The sequence below is a fragment of the Clostridium estertheticum subsp. estertheticum genome (assembly GCF_001877035.1).
GTDB classification, from domain to species: domain Bacteria; phylum Bacillota; class Clostridia; order Clostridiales; family Clostridiaceae; genus Clostridium_AD; species Clostridium_AD estertheticum.
In genome coordinates this window covers 4,442,157-4,463,788 of the sequence record NZ_CP015756.1, presented here as the reverse complement: position 1 = coordinate 4,463,788, position 21,632 = coordinate 4,442,157, and the positions used below count along the sequence as shown (strand labels likewise).

At 31.5% G+C, this 21,632-nt stretch carries 13 protein-coding genes and 1 riboswitch; of the genes, 10 read left to right on the top strand and 3 right to left on the bottom strand.

All coding sequences use genetic code 11. The annotated features are described in order from the left end of the window. Window positions 1–189 (bottom strand): hypothetical protein, encoded by a 189-nt coding sequence (locus A7L45_RS20680; RefSeq protein WP_071614535.1) that lies wholly within the window; start codon window positions 187–189, stop codon window positions 1–3. A gap of 128 nt (window positions 190–317) precedes the next feature. Here A7L45_RS20680 and A7L45_RS20675 point away from each other — a divergent pair, with 128 nt between their 5' ends. After that, window positions 318–2,042, top strand: a complete 1,725-nt coding sequence (locus A7L45_RS20675; RefSeq protein ID WP_071614534.1) for a phospho-sugar mutase — start codon at window positions 318–320, stop codon at window positions 2,040–2,042. A gap of 168 nt (window positions 2,043–2,210) precedes the next feature. On the opposite strand, the gene A7L45_RS20670 is transcribed toward A7L45_RS20675, so the two are convergent. Beyond that, window positions 2,211–2,492 (bottom strand): late competence development ComFB family protein, encoded by a 282-nt coding sequence (locus tag A7L45_RS20670; protein ID WP_071614533.1) that lies wholly within the window; start codon window positions 2,490–2,492, stop codon window positions 2,211–2,213. Between the two features lie 286 nt (window positions 2,493–2,778). On the opposite strand from A7L45_RS20670, the gene addB reads away from it, so the two are divergent. The 8 genes from addB (at window position 2,779) to A7L45_RS23405 (ending at window position 18,471) form a co-directional block, all read left to right on the top strand. Further along, the gene (addB, locus tag A7L45_RS20665; RefSeq protein WP_071614532.1) at window positions 2,779–6,387 is read left to right on the top strand and encodes a helicase-exonuclease AddAB subunit AddB; all 3,609 of its coding nucleotides are present in this window, start codon (window positions 2,779–2,781) and stop codon (window positions 6,385–6,387) included. Next, on the top strand, window positions 6,374–10,420 hold the full coding sequence (addA, locus tag A7L45_RS20660) for a helicase-exonuclease AddAB subunit AddA (protein WP_071614531.1): 4,047 nt from the start codon (window positions 6,374–6,376) through the stop codon (window positions 10,418–10,420). Before addB ends, addA begins: the two co-directional genes overlap by 14 nt. Before the next feature lie 90 nt (window positions 10,421–10,510). After that, entirely contained in the window at window positions 10,511–11,767 is a 1,257-nt protein-coding gene (locus A7L45_RS20655) for an exonuclease SbcCD subunit D (RefSeq protein ID WP_071614530.1), read from the top strand. Continuing rightward, on the top strand, window positions 11,748–15,347 hold the full coding sequence (locus tag A7L45_RS20650) for an AAA family ATPase (RefSeq protein ID WP_071614529.1): 3,600 nt from the start codon (window positions 11,748–11,750) through the stop codon (window positions 15,345–15,347). Before A7L45_RS20655 ends, A7L45_RS20650 begins: the two co-directional genes overlap by 20 nt. Before the next feature lie 592 nt (window positions 15,348–15,939). Next, the gene (locus A7L45_RS20645; RefSeq protein WP_084647538.1) at window positions 15,940–16,290 is read left to right on the top strand and encodes a hypothetical protein; all 351 of its coding nucleotides are present in this window, start codon (window positions 15,940–15,942) and stop codon (window positions 16,288–16,290) included. A 40-nt stretch (window positions 16,291–16,330) separates the two neighbouring features. After that, window positions 16,331–16,600: a DUF1294 domain-containing protein gene (locus A7L45_RS20640; RefSeq protein WP_071614527.1), complete on the top strand. Its 270-nt coding sequence runs from the start codon at window positions 16,331–16,333 to the stop codon at window positions 16,598–16,600. A 151-nt stretch (window positions 16,601–16,751) separates the two neighbouring features. Further along, a riboswitch (ZMP/ZTP riboswitch) is annotated at window positions 16,752–16,833 on the top strand. A gap of 50 nt (window positions 16,834–16,883) precedes the next feature. Then, entirely contained in the window at window positions 16,884–18,059 is a 1,176-nt protein-coding gene (locus A7L45_RS20635) for a phosphoribosylaminoimidazolecarboxamide formyltransferase (protein ID WP_071614526.1), read from the top strand. A gap of 253 nt (window positions 18,060–18,312) precedes the next feature. Then, window positions 18,313–18,471, top strand: coding sequence for a hypothetical protein (locus A7L45_RS23405; protein WP_153882489.1), 159 nt, complete (start codon window positions 18,313–18,315; stop codon window positions 18,469–18,471). A 1,099-nt stretch (window positions 18,472–19,570) separates the two neighbouring features. Here the strand turns inward: A7L45_RS23405 and A7L45_RS20630 are convergent. Then, complete coding sequence (locus A7L45_RS20630) at window positions 19,571–20,350, bottom strand: nitrilase-related carbon-nitrogen hydrolase (protein WP_071614525.1); 780 nt, start codon at window positions 20,348–20,350, stop codon at window positions 19,571–19,573. 278 nt (window positions 20,351–20,628) lie between these two features. Here A7L45_RS20630 and A7L45_RS20625 point away from each other — a divergent pair, with 278 nt between their 5' ends. Beyond that, the gene (locus tag A7L45_RS20625; protein ID WP_162523289.1) at window positions 20,629–21,465 is read left to right on the top strand and encodes a YihY/virulence factor BrkB family protein; all 837 of its coding nucleotides are present in this window, start codon (window positions 20,629–20,631) and stop codon (window positions 21,463–21,465) included. Window positions 21,466–21,632 lie beyond the last annotated feature (167 nt).

The following is a 21,632-nucleotide window of genomic DNA, read 5'->3' as shown; positions in this document are numbered from 1 at the left end:
TTAGAAAATAAATAAAGATTTACGAATTGCGACGAAAAATTGTGGATGTCTACAAGAATTATATTTTTTTATAAGAGACAGATATTTTTTCTTATCCTCAGTATCCTTGAATAAATTTATCTCAGTTATACTTTCATACATAACATGATATATTGACTCATCGCTTTTTAATCTAAATGTTCTGGACATAAAGAATCACCCTTTCTAATAAAAATTTGTAAAAATTTTACTCTAATATATTTTTAGATATTTTAAATGTGGAGGATATACTGTATAATATAATCAAATGGTAATTATTTGGAAAGGTGTGATTTAGGATGACTTATATAAAAAGATACGAAGAATGGGTAAATAATAAGTACTTTGATGAAGAGACACGAGAAGAATTAAAGTCCATAAAAAATGATAACAAAGAGATTGAAGACAGATTTTACATGGATTTAGAGTTTGGAACTGCAGGACTAAGAGGGAAGTTAGGTGCTGGACTTAACAGAATGAATATATATATTATTTCAAGAGCAACGCAAGGGCTTGCAGATTATATTAAGGAATATGGAAAAGAGTATATGGATAGAGGGGTAGCAATAGCATATGATTGCAGGCATTATTCTGTTAAATTTGCAGCTACAGCAGCACAAGTATTAGCAGCAAATGGAATAAAAGCATATTTATTTGAAGAATTAAGACCTACGCCAGAACTATCTTATGCAGTAAGAACGTTACATACAGCTGCTGGAATTGTTGTGACTGCTAGTCATAATCCTAAAGAATATAATGGATACAAGGTATATTGGGAAGATGGTGCACAAATTTTATCATCTACTGCAAAGGGAATAACAGAAAAAATTAAGAGTATTACAGACTTTAGCACTATAAAAGTTATGGATATTGAGGAAGCAAAGAAAAAAGGATTAATAGTAATCCTTGGAAAAACTATGGATGATGAGTACATGGAGAAAGTAAAGGGGCTAGCTATAAGAGACAATATAGATAAAGATATAAAAATTGTATACACTCCTCTAAATGGTACTGGAAATGTTCCTGTAAGAAGGGTCCTTAAGGAGAGAGGATTTACTAACATAATAGTAGTACCAGAGCAAGAAAAGCCAGATCCAGATTTTACAACCGTTGGGTATCCTAACCCAGAGGATGTAAAAGCCTTCAAATATGCAAGGGAGCTTGGGAAAAAAGAAGGGGCAGAATTGTTAATAGCTACTGATCCAGATTGTGATAGACTTGCTATAATGGTTAGAGATACGCTTGGAGAATATGTTGCCTTTAATGGTAATCAAACCGGTGCTATACTCATAAAGTATGTTATAGAAGGAATGAAAGAAAATGGCACCCTTCCCAAAAATGCTGCTATAGTTAAATCCTTAGTAACAGGGGATCTAGGCAGGGCAATAGCTACCAAATATGGTGTAGAAACTTTCGAAGTACTCACAGGGTTCAAAAACATTTGTGGTAAAGTCAATGATTTTAAAAAGGACAATAGCTTTGAATTTATATTTGGATATGAGGAAAGTATCGGTTATGTTGCTGGAACCTTTGTTCGTGATAAAGATGCAGTTATAGCATCAATGCTTTTATGTGAAGCAGCAGCCTATTATAAATCAAAAGGTAAAACTTTATTAGATATATTAAATGAGATTTATGTTGAGTTTGGATATTATAGAGAAAACTTAATATCTTTAGTTTTAGAAGGTATAGAAGGACAAGAAAGAATTTCTAGAATGATGGTGGAGTACAGAAAAGATTATTTATTAACAATAGGTAGTTCAAAGCTTACAAAGTTTATAGATTATGAGGTTGAGAAATCCTATGACATCTTGAATAACTCGGAAGAACCTAGTGGAATAGAAAAATCTAATGTACTAAAATTCTATTTTGATGATGATAGCTGGTATGCAGTAAGACCTTCAGGTACAGAACCAAAAATTAAAATATATATGTACTCTAAAGGAAAAACTCTAAAAGCTGCAGAAGATAAACTAGTAGAGATGGAAGAGGTTATAATAGCTAAACTTCAAAGCACAAAGTAGAAACAAAAATAAATATAGATAAAATAATTTAATAAAAGGATTCATGTAATGCTTAATATATTTTAACGCACTACATGAATCCTTTTATATATATAAATTTATCTAGAATGTATTGTAATTATCCCACGTAATCCATCACAAAATGAGTAAATGATTACAAAGGCGATACTAAAAGTCAACTAGATGTTTTGGATTAGTAGATACTATCTCTATAGCTTTTGTAATTGCAGTAGTAACATCGATTGTTTCCTGTTTGTTAATTTCAGCTAAGGCACTCGTGTATAGTTCTCCCTTTTCGGAAACGGTATATTTTGTAGTTAAAGAGTTTAGTGCTATGGCCTTAATATCTAATTTGCACTTTTCGCATTTGCAAATATCATCATATTTTTCTAATATCTTTTCTAATAGGTTGTTTACTTCAACTTCAGAAAAATTTTTTAAATGATACACTGTATACCTCCTTTTAGTCCTTTTATAAACAATATAGTACAGCAATTATAGTATGCATAATAATACTTTAAATGAAGTTTTATGTATTCATCTTAGCCGCTTAATACATTGTATGCAATAATCGTATATAAATGAATTTTAATGTAATTATTGCATCGAGAGGTGTTTAACATGTTGTGAACAAAAGTTGATGTTAGTCATTAAGAGAAATCATACATGGTATAATATATAAGAGATATACTAAAATAAATAACGTATAAAATATAAAAGGAAGGGACGTGTTTTTGTGAGTTTGAGATTTATCTATGGAGGAGCTGGGAGAGGGAAAAGTACTTTCTGCTTAGATGATATAAGACGCAAGCAAAAGGAAGAAATTGAAAAACCACTAGTACTTTTGGTCCCAGAACAATTCTCTTTTCAAGCTGAAAAGAATCTTATAAAAGTAGTTGGATCAACAGGAATAAAAAATGTCCAAGTACTCAGTTTTAATAGATTAGCATACAAAGTATTTAGTGAAGTTGGAGGCATAACCCTTAAACCTATGGATACCTCAGGAAAGGCAATGCTTATTCATAGTATACTTCAAAAAAATGGAGAAGAATTCAAGGTATTTAAAGGAGCAGCAAGGCAAAAGGGCTTTGTAGATAATGTAGCTAGTGTTATCACTGAGTTTAAGAAATATGGTATTTCGATTGGTGACATAAATAAGGTAAAAGAAGATCTAGGTTCGAACCCATTACTTATAGATAAGATAATAGATTTATCTCTTATATATGGGGAGTTTGATAATATTTTAAACATAAACTATGTGGATCCTGACGATGATTTGACTCGTTTATGTAGTCGACTTGATGAATGTAACATTTTTGATGGAGCAGAGTTCTGGCTTGATGAATTTACAGGATTTACACCACAGCAGTATGAAGTACTAGAAAAATTATATAAAAAGGCTAAAAGAATAAATATAACATTGCCATTAAAAAGCTCAGAACATTCAAAATTTATGGAGCCCTCTGATGCATTTTATTCTATAAAGTTTACGGAAGATAAGCTTTTAAGTTTAGCCCAGGATAGTGGGACAAGCATAGAAGCGCCTATAGAATTACAAGGAAATAAAGAATGTAAATTTAAAGATAATGTCGAGCTTTCATTTCTTGAGAATAATTATTTTACATTTCCGTATACACCATTAGTTAAGAAATGTGAAAATATAAAGATATTTAAAGCTCTTAATGGTTACAGTGAAGTAGAATATGTAGCTAGGGATATCTTAAGAATATGTAGAGATGAGAATATAAGATTTAACAAAATAGCAGTGATTACTAGAGATCTGCCAACCTATGAGAAATTAGTTAAAGCAGTATTTACGGAATACAATATTCCTTTATTTATAGACAAGAAAAAAGATATAACAAGTAACCCTTTAATAGTTTTAATAACTGGAGCTATTGAGATTTTCACTAAAAACTTTAGTTATGAAGCAATGTTTAGGTATCTTAAAACAGGGCTTTTAGATATAAAAAAGCAGCATATAGATATATTAGAAAACTTTATTATCGCAACTGGAATAAAGGGTAAAAGAAAATGGACAGAAATCGATTTATGGCAGGAAAAAATAAATTACTATTTTAGAAATTATTATAACAATGATAAGGCAAGTGAGGATGAAACTGAAAAAGTAGAGTCTACAATTAAAATATTAAATGAAACCAGGGACAAAATAATTATACCATTATTACAATTTAAGGAGAAATTAAAAGGGGGCGGGACCGTCACAAAGATATGTACAACTCTATTTGAATTCCTAGAGTCTATAAATGTATATAAAACCTTAGAGGAATGGATAGAAGGTTTTAAAGCAGAAGGTGATCAGGAGCTTGTCACTGAGTACAGTAAAATATGGAATCTAGTTATGGAATTACTGGATCAGATGGTAGAGGTTATTGGCAAAGAAACCCTATCTCTTGAAGATTTCGTAAAAGTACTTTCCATGGGATTTAGCAAACATCAAATGGGGCTTATTCCACCGGCGCTTGATGGAGTAACAATTAGTAGTGTTGAGCGTGTAAAAAGTCATGATATAAAAGCGTTATACATTATAGGGGTAAATGATGGAGTATTCCCAAAGGCAAGTAAGGAAGAGGGGATATTTACAGATAGCGACAGAATGATTTTAAAAGAAAAGGGTGTGGAGCTTGCAAATGACACAAAAACTGAGGTGTTTAATGAGCAGTATTTAATCTACGCAACGATAAGCATTCCAAGTAAATATTTAAATATAACTTATCCTATAGCAGATTATGAAGGTAAAACTTTAAGGGCCTCTATTATAATAACAAGGTTTAAAGCCTTATTTAAAAATCTAATAGAGGAAAGTAATATAACTCTTAGTAATGATGGCTCTCATAATAAGGAAAAATTAAGAAATGCACATGAAGCACTTGATAGACATGTGTTACGCGATTTTTATCAGGTGTGTGCTAAAGTACCAACATTTAATGATTTAATATTTGCGCTTAGAAGATATTTAGAGCAAGGTTGTATATCACCACTTTGGATCGCGGTTTATAAATGGTATCAAAAGGATCCATTATGGAGAGAAAAAAGTAATACCATTTTTCAAGGATTTGACTATAAAAATGAAGTGAAAATGCTTGAAAAAGAAAAAGTAAAACAACTTTATGGAGAAAAAAATTACTTTAGTGTATCTAGAATAGAAAAATATGAAGAATGTCCTTTTGCATATTTTGTTCAATATGGATTAAAAGCAAAAGAGAGAAAAACTTTTACATTTTCATCCCCGGATTTAGGTAGTTTTATGCACAGCGTGCTTGATGATTTTTCAAAACTTGTGGATAAAAGTGAAATAAAGTGGGCAGATCTTGATAGGGATTGGTGTGAGGAAAATATAGGAAATATTGTAGAAAAAGAAGCGGAAACGGGTACAAGTGGGTATATATTAAACAGTACCCCTAGGTACAAGTACTTTACGGAGAGACTTAAAAGAGTTTTAAAGAAAACTATCTACGTAATAGTTGAGCAGATGAAAAATAGTGGCTTTGAACCTTTTGGTTATGAAGTGTCCTTTGGCAATAATGAGGGAGATTATCCGCCGATACAAGTAGATTTATCAACAGGTGAAACCGTAAATTTAGTTGGTAGAATTGATAGGGTGGATAAGCTAATAAATGAGGGAGAAGAATTTTATAGGATAATAGACTATAAATCTGGAAATAAGGATTTTAAATTATCTGATGTATATTATGGTCTTCAAATACAGTTACTTACTTACTTGGATGCTATGCTTAGAAATGAGAAAGCTTTATCTAAAGAAAGTGCTATACCAAATAAAAGCGTGGATGAGCCAATTTTTCCAGCCGGTATACTATATTTTAAAATAGACGACCCAGTTATAAAGGCTAAAAATAATTTAGATGAGGAAGAATTAGAAAAAGCTATAATGAAAGCATTAAAAATGAAGGGGTTGCTACTAGCAGATACTAAGATAATTAGGGAGATGGATAGAAAGATAGAAGGTGCATCCCTAGTTGTGCCAGCATCCATTAAGAAAAATGGAGAATTAGGATCAAGATCATCAGTTGCAACTAAGGAGCAGTTTGATATGCTGCTTAATCATGTAAAGGAGAATCTTATAAAAACTTGTGAAGGAATGCTTTCTGGAGAAATAGACATAAAACCATATAAGAAAAAGGATATTACACCATGTAGTTATTGTGAGTATACGGCTATTTGCCAATTTGACCCTACATTAAAAGAAAATACTTATAAGATAATAAAGAATAGGAAGGACAAGGAAATATGGGAGCTCTTATCAAATGAAGCAAGCGAAGATATAAAAGAAGGTGGGGTGGAGAGTTATAATGATAAAAAATGATAATGAAATTAATGAAGTGAAATCAGATGTTACTTGGACGGATGATCAACAAAAAGCTATTTTAACAAGGGATTGCAATATCCTAGTAGCTGCAGCTGCAGGTTCAGGTAAAACTGCAGTACTAGTTGAGAGAATAATAAAAATAGTAACAGATGAGGACAGACCTACAGATATAGATAAGCTTCTAGTAGTTACATTTACCAATGCTGCTGCATCTGAAATGAGGGAGAGAATAGCTGCTGCGATCTCGAAGGAACTTCATAATAAGCCACAAAGCAAGTTACTACAAAGACAATTAACATTGTTAAATAAATCTAGCATTACAACTATTCACTCATTTTGCCTTGAGGTTATTCGTAATAATTTTCATGTGGTAGATTTAGATCCTAATTTTAGAATAGCAGATGGAACAGAAGCAGTGCTTCTTAAGCAAGAAGCTTTAGAGGAATTATTTGAAGATAGGTATATAGCAATTGAAGACGAAAATAAGAGCGAAGTAGAAAATAGTTCTTCGGATATACCTTTAACCCCTAAATTTCCTAATCTAGAATCCAATACTTTCTTAAAGCTGGTTGAAGCTTATAGCAACAATAAAGAGGATTTAGGTCTTCAAGGAATAGTTCTAAGCCTTTATAATTTTGCTATGAGTTCAACGGATCCAGATAAATGGCTAATAGATTCAGCTGAGAATTTTAACATTAAAGATGGGGTAAGCTTTAGCGATACCCCTTGGGCAAAAGTTTTAATGGATGATACTAAAATAGAATTACTAGGAATAGAAAAAGTAATGGTTAAAGCATTAAAAAATGTAGAAGACAATGAGGCTATAATTTTATATAATGAGGTATTCAAGTCGGATTTAGCTCTAATTGCGGATCTTTTAAGTGCAGCGAATAACTGTTTTGAAAATTTGGCAACAACTTTTGAAGAGCTAAGTTTTGCAAAACTTCCTAGTATAAAGGCATGCAAGGACAAGGAAAAACAAAAGGTCGTTCAAGAGATAAGAAATAAGGTGAAAAAACAATTACAAGAACTACAAAAGCAAGTAATGAATGCAAATTCAGAAGATTCTTTAGAAGATATAAGAGAATTATATCCACTTATGATGGAATTATCTCAACTTGTTATAGATTTACAACAAAAGTACAGAGAAAAGAAAAAGGAACGATCAATTATTGATTTTAATGACTTTGAGCATTACTGCCTCGACATATTAATGAAAAAAGATGAGGAGGGGGAGGTGGTTTTAGGCGATGATGGAAAACCAGAACCTTCCTCAGTAGCAATAGGGCTAAGGAATAAATATGAAGAAATTTTGATAGATGAATATCAAGATAGCAACATGGTGCAGGAAACTTTACTAAATATAATTTCAAGAGAAAAAATTGGATCTCCAAATGTATTTATGGTGGGAGACGTAAAACAAAGTATATATAGATTTCGTCAAGCAAGGCCAGAGCTTTTTTTAGGCAAGTATAATAGCTATTCTAAAGATGAAGGTGCGAAAACAAGAAAAATAACCTTATACAAAAACTTTAGAAGTCGAGAGACAGTTATAAATGCTGTGAATTATATCTTCAAACAAATAATGTGCAAAAATATTGGAGATCTTGATTATACAGATGAAGAAGCATTAAATTTAGGAGCGCATTTTGATGAATTAGTTGGGCAAGGAATAGTGGGTGGCCCCGTGGAACTACATCTTATTGAAAAAGAGATTAAGGACTCAGAAAATGACGAAAATGAAGAGGAAAGTGGGGGCCAAGTAAACATAAATGAGGATGAAACTCCAACGAACATTGAACTTGAAGCAAGAATTGTGGCAAAAAGAATAAAAGAATTAATGGCGCATAGGGATTATCAAGGGAGTAAAACCGAAGCTTTTAAAGTTTATGACAAAAACATTAAAGAATATAGGGATGTTGACTATAAAGATATTGTAATATTACTTCGTGCAACCTCAGCTTGGGCACCCTCTTTCCTCGCGCAATTAAAGCTTGAGAATATACCAGTTTATGCAGATACAGGGACAGGCTATTTTAGCACCGTAGAAATTCAAGTAATTATGAGTCTTCTTCAAATTATAGATAACCCAAGGCAGGATATACCAATGCTCTCAGTACTACGTTCCCCAATAGGAGGGTTTACCTCAGAGGAACTAGGTGATATAAGAATAGGGCAAAGGGAAGTAAGTTTTTATGAGGCAATGGTAAATTTCGTTGATTTTAAAGATACACGGTCTGAGGATAAAGAAGATCAATCTGGGGATAAAAAATTAGAGATTGGGGATAAAAATTGCGACTTAGAAGATAAACAGCTAGATTCTTTGGATAAAAAACTTAAAAGATTCCTAAAGAAATTGGATTACTTTAGAGACATATGCACATATATGCCTATCGATGAGTTCATCTGGTATTTATACACGGACACTGGTTATTACGGTTATATAGGAGCCATGCCAGGAGGCACTCAAAGACAAGCAAATTTAAGAGTGCTTTTTCAAAGGGCAAGGCAATATGAAGAGACAAGTTATAAGGGATTGTTTAATTTTATAAACTTTATAAATAAGCTAAAAGTAAGCAGTGGTGACATGGGTAGCGCTAAAACCTTAGGTGAGAATGAGAACGTAGTCAGAATAATGAGCATTCATAAAAGTAAGGGACTAGAATTCCCTGTAGTATTTCTAAGTGGAATGGGGAAAAACTTTAATTTGATGGATATAAATAAGAGTATATTATTTCATTATGAATTAGGGTATGGGCCAGATTATGTGGATCCAATTAGAAGAATTTCGTATCCTACAGTACTAAAGCAAGCACTAAAAAAGACAATAAAAATAGAAAGTTTAGCTGAGGAAATGAGAGTATTATATGTAGCTTTAACAAGGGCAAAGGAAAAACTAATAATAACTGGCTCAATTAGAAATATAGATAAAAATCTATCTAGAATGAGTTCAAGCTTAGACGAGAGCAGTGAAAAGCTAGGGGAATATGAAATATTAAAAGGAAAAAGCTATTTAGATTGGATAATACCTGCAGTAATTAGGCATGTTGATGGAAAACCTCTAAGGGAGCGTATACAAATAGGGGATGAAAATTTACATCTCCTAAGTGATCCTTCAAATTTCATTGTGCGTTTTTGGAATAGAGAACATATAAAGAAAGATGAGCAACTGGAGGAGGAAACTCTTGTTAGTGCAGAGGAAAGGCTTAGTATTCTTAAGGAAAAATCTATATATGATAAATTATTAGATGATAAATTATCGCAGGAAGAATTATTATATCAAAAATCATCTGAAGAAAAATTGATGTCAGAGATAGAAAAGAGGTTAGGCTTTGTTTATAAATACGAGAAGTCTACAAAAATGCCTACAGTACTTACAGTAACAGAGCTTAAAAGGAAGTTCAACGTTGAGCTAACGGAGATCGGTTCTGGCAATATGTATGCACCAAGACTTATAAACAAACCAAAATTCCTAGAAGAAGTAAAGGGCTTATCGCCAGCTGAAAAAGGAACTGCAATGCATTCAGTACTTCAAAGATTAGACCTAACTAAAGTGACAACATCCACTGAAATAGAAGCACAAGTTCAAATCCTTGTAGAAAAATCGTTATTATCCAAAGAAGAGGGCAAGGCTGTCCGTATAGATAAGTTAGGAAAGTTATTTAAAACTTTACTTGGGCAAAGAATGATAAAAGCATATGCTCTAAACCAATTGAAAAGAGAGGTTCCGTTCCATATGGAAATTAGTAGTACTGATATAGATAAAAGTCTTCCTGTAGAAATATATGGAGATGAGCAAATAATACTTCAAGGGATAATTGATTGTTATTTTGAGGAAAATGGGCAGATAATACTTGTGGATTATAAAACAGACTTCGTGAAAAATGGAGAGGTAAACTTACTAATTGACAAATATAAGTCTCAGCTTGATTATTATGCAAAAGCACTTGAAGTTACACTGAAAGTAGATGTTAAAGAGAGATACATATACTCTTTTAGCTCAGATGAAGCAGTGGAAGTAAAACAATAGAAAATATGGGATAGTCGTTAACCATCCCCACATTAACACTGGAGGACAGGAGAATACCAAGAAAGAATTCTAAAGAAAGGAGCCATAAATATGCGAATACTTCACACATCAGATTGGCATTTGGGGAAGACATTAGAGCAGTATAGTAGGCTGGAGGAACAGGAAGAATTCCTAAAAGAATTCAGAGAAATAGTTAAAGATAATGATATAGATTTAGTCCTTATAGCTGGAGATATATATGATAATGGTAACCCGCCAGCAAAGGCAGAAAAAATGTTCTATAGTACTATTAGCGATATTACAAGTAGTGGTAAGACTGCGGTGCTTGTCATTGCAGGTAACCATGATAATCCGGAAAGATTAGTAGCTGCAAGCTCCCTTGCATATGAGCATGGAGTAATACTCCTTGGGGAACCTAAAAGTATAGCTAGGCAGGGTGTTTTTGGAGAATATAATACTGATGATAATTATGATTTTGAAATAATAGAAAGTGGAGAAGGGTATGTAGAACTTAGCATAAGAGGGGAAAAGGCAGTTATAATAACACTTCCTTATCCAAGCGAAAAAAGGCTGAACGAAGTACTGACCACAGAATTAAATGATGAGGATAGGCAGAAAAGTTATTCGGATAGAATAGGAGAGTTGTTTGATGATCTATCCCTTAAATATAGAGATGACACTATAAATCTAGTAATATCTCATCTATATGTTATGGGGGGAGAGGAGAGTGGATCTGAAAGAAGTATACAACTAGGGGGAAGCCTCTCAGTATCGCCATCTAAGTTTCCAAAGAAAGCACAGTATTGCGCTCTAGGACATCTTCATAGACCACAAAAGGTCCCTGGAACTAAGGGCAAAATAAGATATTCCGGTTCTCCAATACAATATAGCAAAAGTGAAATAAACTATAGTAAGGGAGCGTATATTGTAGATGTTAAAGCTGGATTAGAGGCTGAAATATCAAATATATTGTTTAGAAACTATAAACCAATAGAAATATGGAAATGTGATAGCACAGAGGTTGCATTAGAGAAATGTAAGCTCGAGGGCGAAAAAAAAATCTGGGTGTATCTTGAAATAAAGACTAAGGAAATAATAAGTACGGAGAACATAAAGGAAATGAAAAGATTAAGACCAGATATAGTTTCTATACAGCCAATAATAGATGAAATTGAAGATTCTAAAGAATTAAAGGAAAGCTTGAGGGAAAAATCCATGGAGGAAATGTTCAAAGAATATTTTGTGCTTGCGAAGGGTGGTCTTGAGCCAACAAGTGAGTTAATGGACTTGTTCTTAAGTATAGCATTAGATGAGGAGGAAACCAAAGATGAAACCAGTAAGTCTTAAGATAAAAGGGTTAAATTCTTTTGTAGAGCAGCAAACTATAGAATTCTCAAAGCTTACAGAAAAAGGACTCTTCGGAATATTTGGGCCAACAGCTAGTGGTAAATCAACTATATTAGATGGGATAACTATAGCCCTATACGGAAAAGTATCAAGGGATACTAAAGAGTTTGTAAATACAGAAACAAATGTAGTAGAAATAAGTTTTGATTTCGAAATAGGACTAGGCAAAGGTCGCACGTCATATAGAGCAGAAAGATGTATAAAGAGATTAAAAACTGGAAACTTTAAAACTGCCTATGCAAGGCTAATTGAGATAAATAAAGAGAAACCTGAGGAGAACAAAGTTATCGCAGAAGGACCAAAAGATTTAGAGGAAAATATTATAAGTATTGTAGGGCTAAAGGTTGAGGATTTTACAAGGTCAGTAGTATTACCTCAAGGTAAATTTAATGAATTTTTAAAGCTAACTGGAAAGCAAAGGAGAGATATGTTAGAGAGAATATTTGCTCTTGAGAAATATGGCTCTAAACTTTATGAAAAGATAAAGAAAGTTAGAAATGAAAATTTAAACACTAAAACTTTACTTGAGGGAGAAATGAAGGGTTATGAGAATGTAGATGAAGAATCACATAATCAAATAAAGGAAATGCTGGTGATTTTAAAAGAAGAAGAAAAGGGGATTAAACTCCAGAAAAGTACTCTAGATAAAGAGTATGAAGTATATAAAAACATTTTTGAATTACAAAAGGAAAAGAGCCAATATGTAAAAAAAGAAGATTTGTTAAAACTCCAAGAGGAAGACATAGAAAATAAAAAAGTAAAATTTACAAAAGGAAATTTAGCATTAAATGTAAAGCCTTATATTGAAAATGTTTCAGAAACTCAAAAAAGCTTAACTATAAACGGAGAGAAACTTCAAAAATTAATCAAAGATTATGAACTTATATCTCAAAAACTAGAGAGTACAAAAATATCTTATGAGGAAGCTTTTCAATCTAAAAATGATAAATTACCAAGGTTGATTGAAAAGGAAGTAAGTTTAAAACAAGCATCCAATATTGAAGAGAAAATAACTTATTTAGCTAATGAGAAAGATGTTTTATTAAAAAAACATAAAGAACTTACTCATACTATAGCTGATAAAGATACAAAAACATCAATCATTCTTATTAATAAAGGAAAATTAGAAGAAGAGTTACAATCATGTGAAACAAAGTTAAATAAAATAGAAATATTGCCAGAGTATAGGGAAAAACTGTACAAAACATATAACAGTGAACTAGAAGTAAATTCAGCTGCTGAAAATGTCTTAGAACTTAAAAATAAAGGCGAAATCTTGAAAAAAACTTTGTCTAGCACGGAGTTGCTTCATAATAAGGCTAAACTTAACTTGAAAGATAAAGAAAATAAATTAGTACTTTTAGAAGAAAAAAGTGTGGAACTAGCGAATGATTTCCCGGGAGATAATAATTTGCTTTTAGAGAAGCAAGAAGTTTATAACACGCTTAAGGTAACTCTTGAAAAGGCTGTAGAAAATTATAAAATAAATGATGAACTTAAGGGTAAATATGAAATTATAAATACAGAAAATGAAAAAGTTAGGTTAAATATAGAAAATGTAGAAAAGTCCATAGAAACTATGAAAGATAAGGGTGAAAAGTTAGAAGGAGAGATAAAAGAAATAGAAATAGGAAATATGGCAGTAGTTTTAGCTTCTAATCTGCAAGAAGGTGACCTATGTCCGGTATGTGGTGCGGAGCATCATCCCAAAGTAGCAGAGTTAAAAGTTGATACAAATTTAAAAGCGTTAAAGAGTTTAAAAGAAGGTGTAGTGATAAACCTAGAAAATCTATCAAAGGATTATCAAAATGAGTTAATTAAACTTGCGGGATTTTCAAGAGATGTGCAGTATATAAATAGTCAATTATTAGAAGTAACAAAAAAGCTAAAGGATATAAACATAAAAGAGCTTGAGGAGGAGAAAAAGAGGAGTGAATTATCATTACTTCAGTTTAAAGAAAGGATCGAATTATATAATAAACAAAAGACAAATCTAGAAGTTATACTTGCGCAGGCTCGAGAAGAAAAAAGTAAAGTAGCAATGGAGGAGGCAAAAATTGGAGAAGGTTTAAGAAAAGAAAGCGAAGCGTTATTAGTTTTACAAAATGATATCTCTATTTCGGGAGAGAGGTTAGAGTTACTTTCTCAAAGTCACAAGATTTTAAATGAAGACTTATTACGTGAAGAGGATTCATTTAAGCAGGAACAAAATGGTAATGAAGAATCAATGTCCATAAAAGAAAAGATTTTACAAATTAAAAGGATAGATAATGAAGTGATAAAACTTACATCGAAGATTAGAAAAAATAGAACAGAGATCGTAACCTTAGAAAAGGAAAGAGTAGATATAGATAAGACTTTAAGGGAACTTACCAACTTGAAAACAGAAATAGAAACAAGTGGCAAGGAGAAAAGGGCGGAAATAGAACGCTTGACGCTTCAAATAGTGGAGCTTTGTGGATTTGCTCCTACGATAGAGCATACCCCTAAAATTGAAGTAGAAAAAGTAAGAGCCCAAATTAAAGAGATCACTTTAAAAGAATCAAGTCTAAAAGCAGTCTTTGAAAGAGAAAATATAGAAAAACAAAATGTTTTAACTCAAAAAACTAGCGAGGAAAACAAAAAAGAAATGTTGTCTAAGATGTTAATGGAGGGACAAGAAAAATTAAACATATCACTAAACGAGAATTCCTTTGAAGATACTAAAACAGTTTTACTCCACTCCGTTTCAAGAGAAGTATTGGTAATCTTCGAGAAAGAAATAAAACAGTATGAGGAACTTAAACGTAACCTTATAGATAATTTAAAACGACTTGAAATCTTGCTTCAAGGGAAAGAAGTAGATGTTATTTTATTTGAAGAATTAAAAGAAAAAAGAGAAGTTATTGGAACAGTTCTAGAGGAAAAGACCAAATCAATAGGTGCTCAATTTAGGGCACTTGTGGACATGGAGAGAAAGATGGAAGAGATTAAAACACTCCTAATAAAGAAAAAATCAGTAGAGCGTAAATTGGGTCTTTTAAGAGAACTTGACACTCTTATTCAAGGAAATAAATTTGTTGAATACGTAGCCATGAAGCAGCTGAAATATATATCTATGGAAGCTTCAAAACGGTTAAAAGAGATAACAAGGGGACGTTATGCATTGGAGCTTGATGCTAATGGAGCATTTGTAATGAGAGATGATTTTAATGGAGGCATAAGACGTGAAACTAACACATTATCAGGAGGAGAAACTTTCTTAACCTCATTATGTCTTGCACTAGCACTTTCCTCACAAATTCAATTAAAAGGGAGTGCTCCATTAGAATTCTTCTTCTTAGATGAAGGGTTTGGAACATTAGATACGGACCTATTAGACGTAGTAATGAATTCACTTGAAAAACTTCATTCAAGCACATTGTCTGTGGGAATAATAAGTCACGTGGAGGAGCTTCGTAATAGAGTTCCAATAAAACTAATAGTTACTCCCGCAGAGCAAGGGCAGGGTGGCAGCAAAGTAAAACTAGAGTATACGTAAAAGGAAATACCATTTCTCCTTCGGACCTTGCAATTAGAGCTTGGAACGTGAAATTTTATTAAGAAATTCTAATTTTTTGTGAATATAAAATTCTCTATCCTCTGGGTAGCTCTCTGGGGGGCGTAACAATTATCAATTGTTACGTGCTCACACTCGACGTCCTGTCTCGGGTTCGCTAGCCTGGACCTCTGGGAAGTTCTCTGGGGCACATAACAATTATTAATTGTTATGCATCCTGGCAGGCTTACGAGAATTTTATATTAGCAAAAAAAGAATTTCTAAATTCAATTTCAATGTTTCTGCGCTTCTTCTTGCAAGTCCCTATGGAGAAATTCCCTATGATTACGACGCATATATCAGTGGTTGTGCCTCTGCGTTCCGGTGGAACGAAGTCGTCGGGGGAGTTTCTGATTTTAAATAGGTAAGTACAGCGGCCTATGGCTAAGGGATTTAATGGAATTTTATCGAAGAAATTCGGCATATTTAATCTCTTTTCAGTGATGGTATGGTTAGGAATGTTGTTGAAATTTAGGAATACATTAGTTATCCGAACATATATATTTAATAATACTTTATGTTGGGGATGATATTTATGAAATTGAAATCAATAACAATGCTATTAACAAAACTTTCATTTATTATTGGTATAGCTGGATTTATAATGATATTTATGAAATTTGAAATACCAACAGTAATGATAAGAATAGCGATAATACTTTTATTTATTGTTAGTATGTCCGAAGTTATATCAACTCGGAAACTGAGAAAAGTAGTTTATCCTTTAATTATGATTTATTTTTTTGTAGGAATGCCCTTTTTAGAGAGTTTTATAGATAATAGAGTCTTGAGTAATGGAGCAGCTATATTAGGATGCGTTATTGCCGTTATATTTATATGTAATGACTTAATGATAACCAATAAAGAAAAAGAATTGTCACGATAAGATGAATAATTTTAATTATTATTAAAATGGAGGGAAACAAATGAAGATATTTTTATATTATGTTTTGGCTATTAATTTGTACGGAATTTTTGTAATGTATTCGGATAAGAACAAATCAAGAAAGGGAAAATGGAGAACCCCAGAGAAGACACTTTTCACTATAGCTATTGCTTATGGTGCTTTGGGCATATTTCTAGGTATGCGATTATTTAGACATAAAACTAAACATAATAAGTTTGTAATAGGAATACCAGCTATACTTATAGTTCAAATATTTATATTTTTTAAATATATTTATAGAGTACTTTAAAACGAGGCACATACTGAAATTAATATTCAGTATGTGCCTCGCTTTTTTTATATGTTTTATGAGGTTCTTATTCTAAGGGCTTTTAATATACATTATTAATTTTAGATTTGACATAAATATGTATATAATGTATAATTTAATAAAAATGAATAATTAATCATGTAACTGGCGGAAATGGTGTTTACCATAGGGAGCATGACTAAAGAAAGATATCGACCGTCTGGGTAAAATAAAATTTTATCCAGGCGGTTTTTATTATTCAATTATATAGGAGGTTTTGTTTATGACAAATTCAGAGGTTATACTTAAATATGGATGTAATCCACATCAAGGCTCAGCTAAAATCTACATGAAAAACAAGGCACTACCATTTGAAATTCTTAATGGAAACCCCGGTTATATTAATTTTATGGATGCATTTAATTCATGGCAATTGGTGAAAGAATTAAAACAAGCAATAGGATTACCGGCAGCGGCATCTTTTAAACATATAAGTCCGGCAGGTGCCGCAGTGGGGATTCCTTTAAGTGATGTGTTAAAAAAAGCATATTTTGTTGAAAACATAGAATTATCGCCTGTTGCCTCTGCATATGCAAGAGCCAGAGGTGCAGATAGGATGTCATCATTTGGTGATTGGGCGGCTATAAGTGATGTTGTTGATTTACCTACAGCAATGATTTTAAAACAATCTGTATCAGATGGAGTAATTGCTCCTAGCTACACAGAGGAAGCTCTGAAACTTTTGATGAAAAAGAAAAAAGGGAATTTTAACATTATTAAAATGGATCCAAATTATGAACCTGAAGATATTGAAAAGAGAGAAATATATGGTATAACATTTGAGCAGAAAAGAAATAATATTAAATTAGAACGCAAAATGCTTAATAATGTAGTAACTAATAATAAAAATATTACAGATGATGCAAAACGAGACTTACTTATTGCAATGATCACATTAAAATATACTCAGTCAAATTCTGTTTGTTTTGTTTTAGATGGTCAAGTAATTGGGATGGGTGCAGGACAGCAATCCAGAATACATTGCACAAGACTGGCTGCGTCAAAAGCTGATATATGGTATTTAAGGCAGCATCCGAGTGTTCTTAATTTATCATTCAAAGATGGCATATCGAGACCTAATAAAGATAATGTCATAGATCAATACCTTAGGGACGACACTACTCCTATAGAGATGAGGGAATGGGGCGAAGTGCTTAATGAAATACCTAAAAGGTTAACAAATAAAGAAAAAACCTCATGGATATCTAATTTATCAGGGGTATCTTTAGGCTCAGATGCGTTCTTTCCATTTAGAGACAATATTGATAGAGCATTTCAAAGTGGGGTAGAATATATTATACAACCTGGGGGTTCAATAAGAGACGACATAGTAGTAAAAGCATGTAATGAATATAATATAGCAATGGCTTGTTCAAAGATAAGATTATTTCATCATTAGAAAACCCATTTATAAGTATACAGAAACAAAGGTACTATTCATATGGATAGTACCTTTGTTTCTATTGTTTTATATGAGGGTAAACACATATTATTTTTCAAAATCAAAAACAATTAAAGATAATTTATTTTTATGGACATAATAGTTATTTAAACAATTACTAATTTACCTTATACGAAAATAATTGAAGAAACCATAAGTTTATCAAAAGGTTTGTGTGTCCTAATTATAAATTAGAAAGAAGGGATTTGATATGGAACTTGCATCAGTATATACAATCGCAATTTCGTTAATTGGGTGTATTTTACTTTCAATATTCTACAAGAAATTAAAATCAAAAACAGTAACTATAATAGAATATATATTAATAATTATGACAATTATAGGGGTTATATTATTGTTTTTTACCTAGTAACAATTGAATTATTGAGATTATTATATAACTTTTTTTGTTGTCAATATTAATTTTTTTAAAACGTAAATTTAAGTATGTGGATAACTAACCATTATAATTAAACTAAATATAAGTAAATTATTTATTATGGCAGTTAATGGGTTTATGAACATGTTATTAGACAAAGTTATCCTCATTTGGTGGATAACTTTGTTTGAATTGTGGATAAATTTTTAATTATCTGAAAATTAATCTTCATATAAGTTATATTTTTGAACTATTTCATAAATAGATAGTTTTTAATAATTATTGTAATTTAATTAATTTTTTATGACGGTATTAGTGTAAAAAAAGACAAAAATTTACAGAAAACTATAGTGTTATAAGTATGTTAAATTTTTTACAATTTTGCCTTGAACTTTTAATGTTTTGAGGTTATAATGAATTGCGACATCGTAATATAGGATTATTTGAATTATTATATATTACAAAACAAAAGTAAGTCTTAATGTAATAATGAATGAAAATAAGAAAAATATTACAGAACTAGGTTTAGTAAAATAAATTTAAGCCTGTGGATAACTTTTCTATAAAATTGAATATAATTTCATAAATATTGTATTATTATCATAATATGGTTTATTTATTGAAGAAACATATAAAGTTATCCACTAAAAGAGGATAACTTTCTTGATTTTGTGGATAAATATTTAATTATCTGAAAATATATTAAAATAGTAACAGAAAAACTTTTACGCTGTGTACTAGATTAAAACTAAAAATAACAAATTTCATTAAGAAATTCTACTATTTCGCTCATATAAAATTCTGAAAATTCAAGCTTTGACGTAGCTACGAGGTTTCATTAATTCCAATTCGAAGTGTTAATTTATGACAAGTTTCTTATGCTGAAAAGTATTACTATTCTCCTATGTGCATTGCAAATGAACTTGAAACGTGAAATTCAGTTGTTTCTGCGTTTCATATTGTAATTCACTTCGGAGAAAATGTATACTTGCTATGAATAGGTCTACTTCGTGTTTTACATGGAATAAACTTAGATTCTCTTAAGAAATGCTTTACTATCTAAACGACCTACGTGGTGAACCTTCACAAGTTACTTATTATATAGTTTATAATATAGTATTTCTTTTCTATCATCTTTAAATCTAAATTTTTCTCGGACTGCGATTACATCATCTTGATTAATATCAGCTATAACTAAACCCTCCTCAGTATATAAGCTACCTATTATGTTTCCTAGTGGATGTACAATCATAGAATCACCACTGTAGGTTAATCCATTGCTTTCACCAACTCGGTTTATCCCAGCAATATAACATTGATTTTCTATGGCTCTTGCTTTTAGCAAAGTAATCCAATGTTCTCGACGTTCGTTAGGCCAGTTAGCTGCAATAGTAATTAATGTAGCTGTTTTTGATGCTAGCTGAAATATTTCTGGAAATCTTAAATCGTAGCAGATGAAAGGAGTTATATTGAAATTAAAAGCATTAAAATGCTTTATTTCATTTCCACTTTCATAAAATTCAGTTTCATTTCCATAAGAGAAGGGATGGATTTTAGCGTAATCCACAAGCTCATTGCCTTGAGGTGACACTACTTTGTATTTATTTTTGGAGTGTGATGTGCCTTCTACATATCCAAAACCTATAGAGATGTTGTATTTAGTACTCATTTCCTTAAAAAATTCAATAGTTTCATTATTATCTTCTCCTATATAAGAAGGATTCATAGAAAAACCTGTTAAAGTCATTTCTGGGAAGAAAATTATATCCACATTTTCAGAAACTGCCTGTTTTATAAATTGCTTTGTCGTTTCTTTATTGGTAGACTTATCTTCAAAGGCAATATCTAATTGAGCTAGTGCTAATTTCATATTATACCTCCTTTTTATTTGTTAAAACATCTTTATTAATAATATATCCCTATAATACATATTATATCAGAGTAAGGATAAAATGCGCACAGGTATCTAAATCGCTAGCGTGTCTTGCAAACGAACTTGAAACAGAAAAATTTATACTATTATATTTAATTTACAAACATTGAATGTGAAAGCATGTAGGATAGTGAGAGATAGTATATAATGAGTTTTACATAATCTTAGTTTATGCAGTGTAAAATTCTCGTGAGATGAATAGGAAGGGGTGCTATATGTTTAAAAAATTAAAAGAACTTTTCTGTAGAATTATAGATGATGATATTACTGCTTTGGCAGGTCAGCTTGCTTATGACTTACTTTTATCATTTTTCCCTTTTTTATTGTTGCTTCTTACAATGATTAGTTATAGTGATTTAAAAAGTACAGATATTCTTATATATGTACAACAAATAATGCCAGAGAGTACTGTTAATTTAATTTACACTACTATTAAAAATGCGTCGAGTTCAACTACTAGTCATTTAGTGTCACTAAGTATAGTGGGTATAGTTTGGTCAGGCTCTAGTGGCTTTAGGGCCATAATTAAGGGGCTAAATAAAGCTTATGATGAGGAAGAAACAAGACCTTATTGGAAGACTATAGCTATATCTGTATTATTTATGGTAAGCCTTGCTTTTGCAATTGTTGCGTCAGTAGCATTGGTGGTATTTGGACAAATGATAGGAAGAACTATTGCACATAGTTTAAATCTATCAAGTGATTTTATATTAAATTGGGATATCATAAGATATCTAGTATCTGTAGGTGGAATGGGAATTACCTTTGCAGCGTTATATCATTTTACTCCTTGTAGAAGATTAACCTGGAAAGAGGTAATTCCTGGAGCTGTTATTAGTACTTTGTGTTGGCTTGTGGCTTCTTTGGGTTTCGCATATTATGTAAATAATTTTAATAATTACTCTATCCTATATGGTGGAATAGGGGCAGTTATAGTGCTTATGTTATGGCTTTATATAACTTCTATAATAATATTATTGGGTGGAGAAGTTAATGCGATGTTAGCATTTGAAAAAGAGGGTAAACAAAAACCTAAGTGTAAGAAGTATTAAATTAGTTTGTTTGCAATATCAACCAGAAATTTAATACTTATTATATGAACTGTAAAGAGAAATAATCAAGATCAGAAGTAGAAATGCTTCTGATCTTTTTTGTGAAAATAAAGCTGTTCATTATGGGAATATAATATTTAGAATATGCAAGTGTGGTCTTAAGGTAT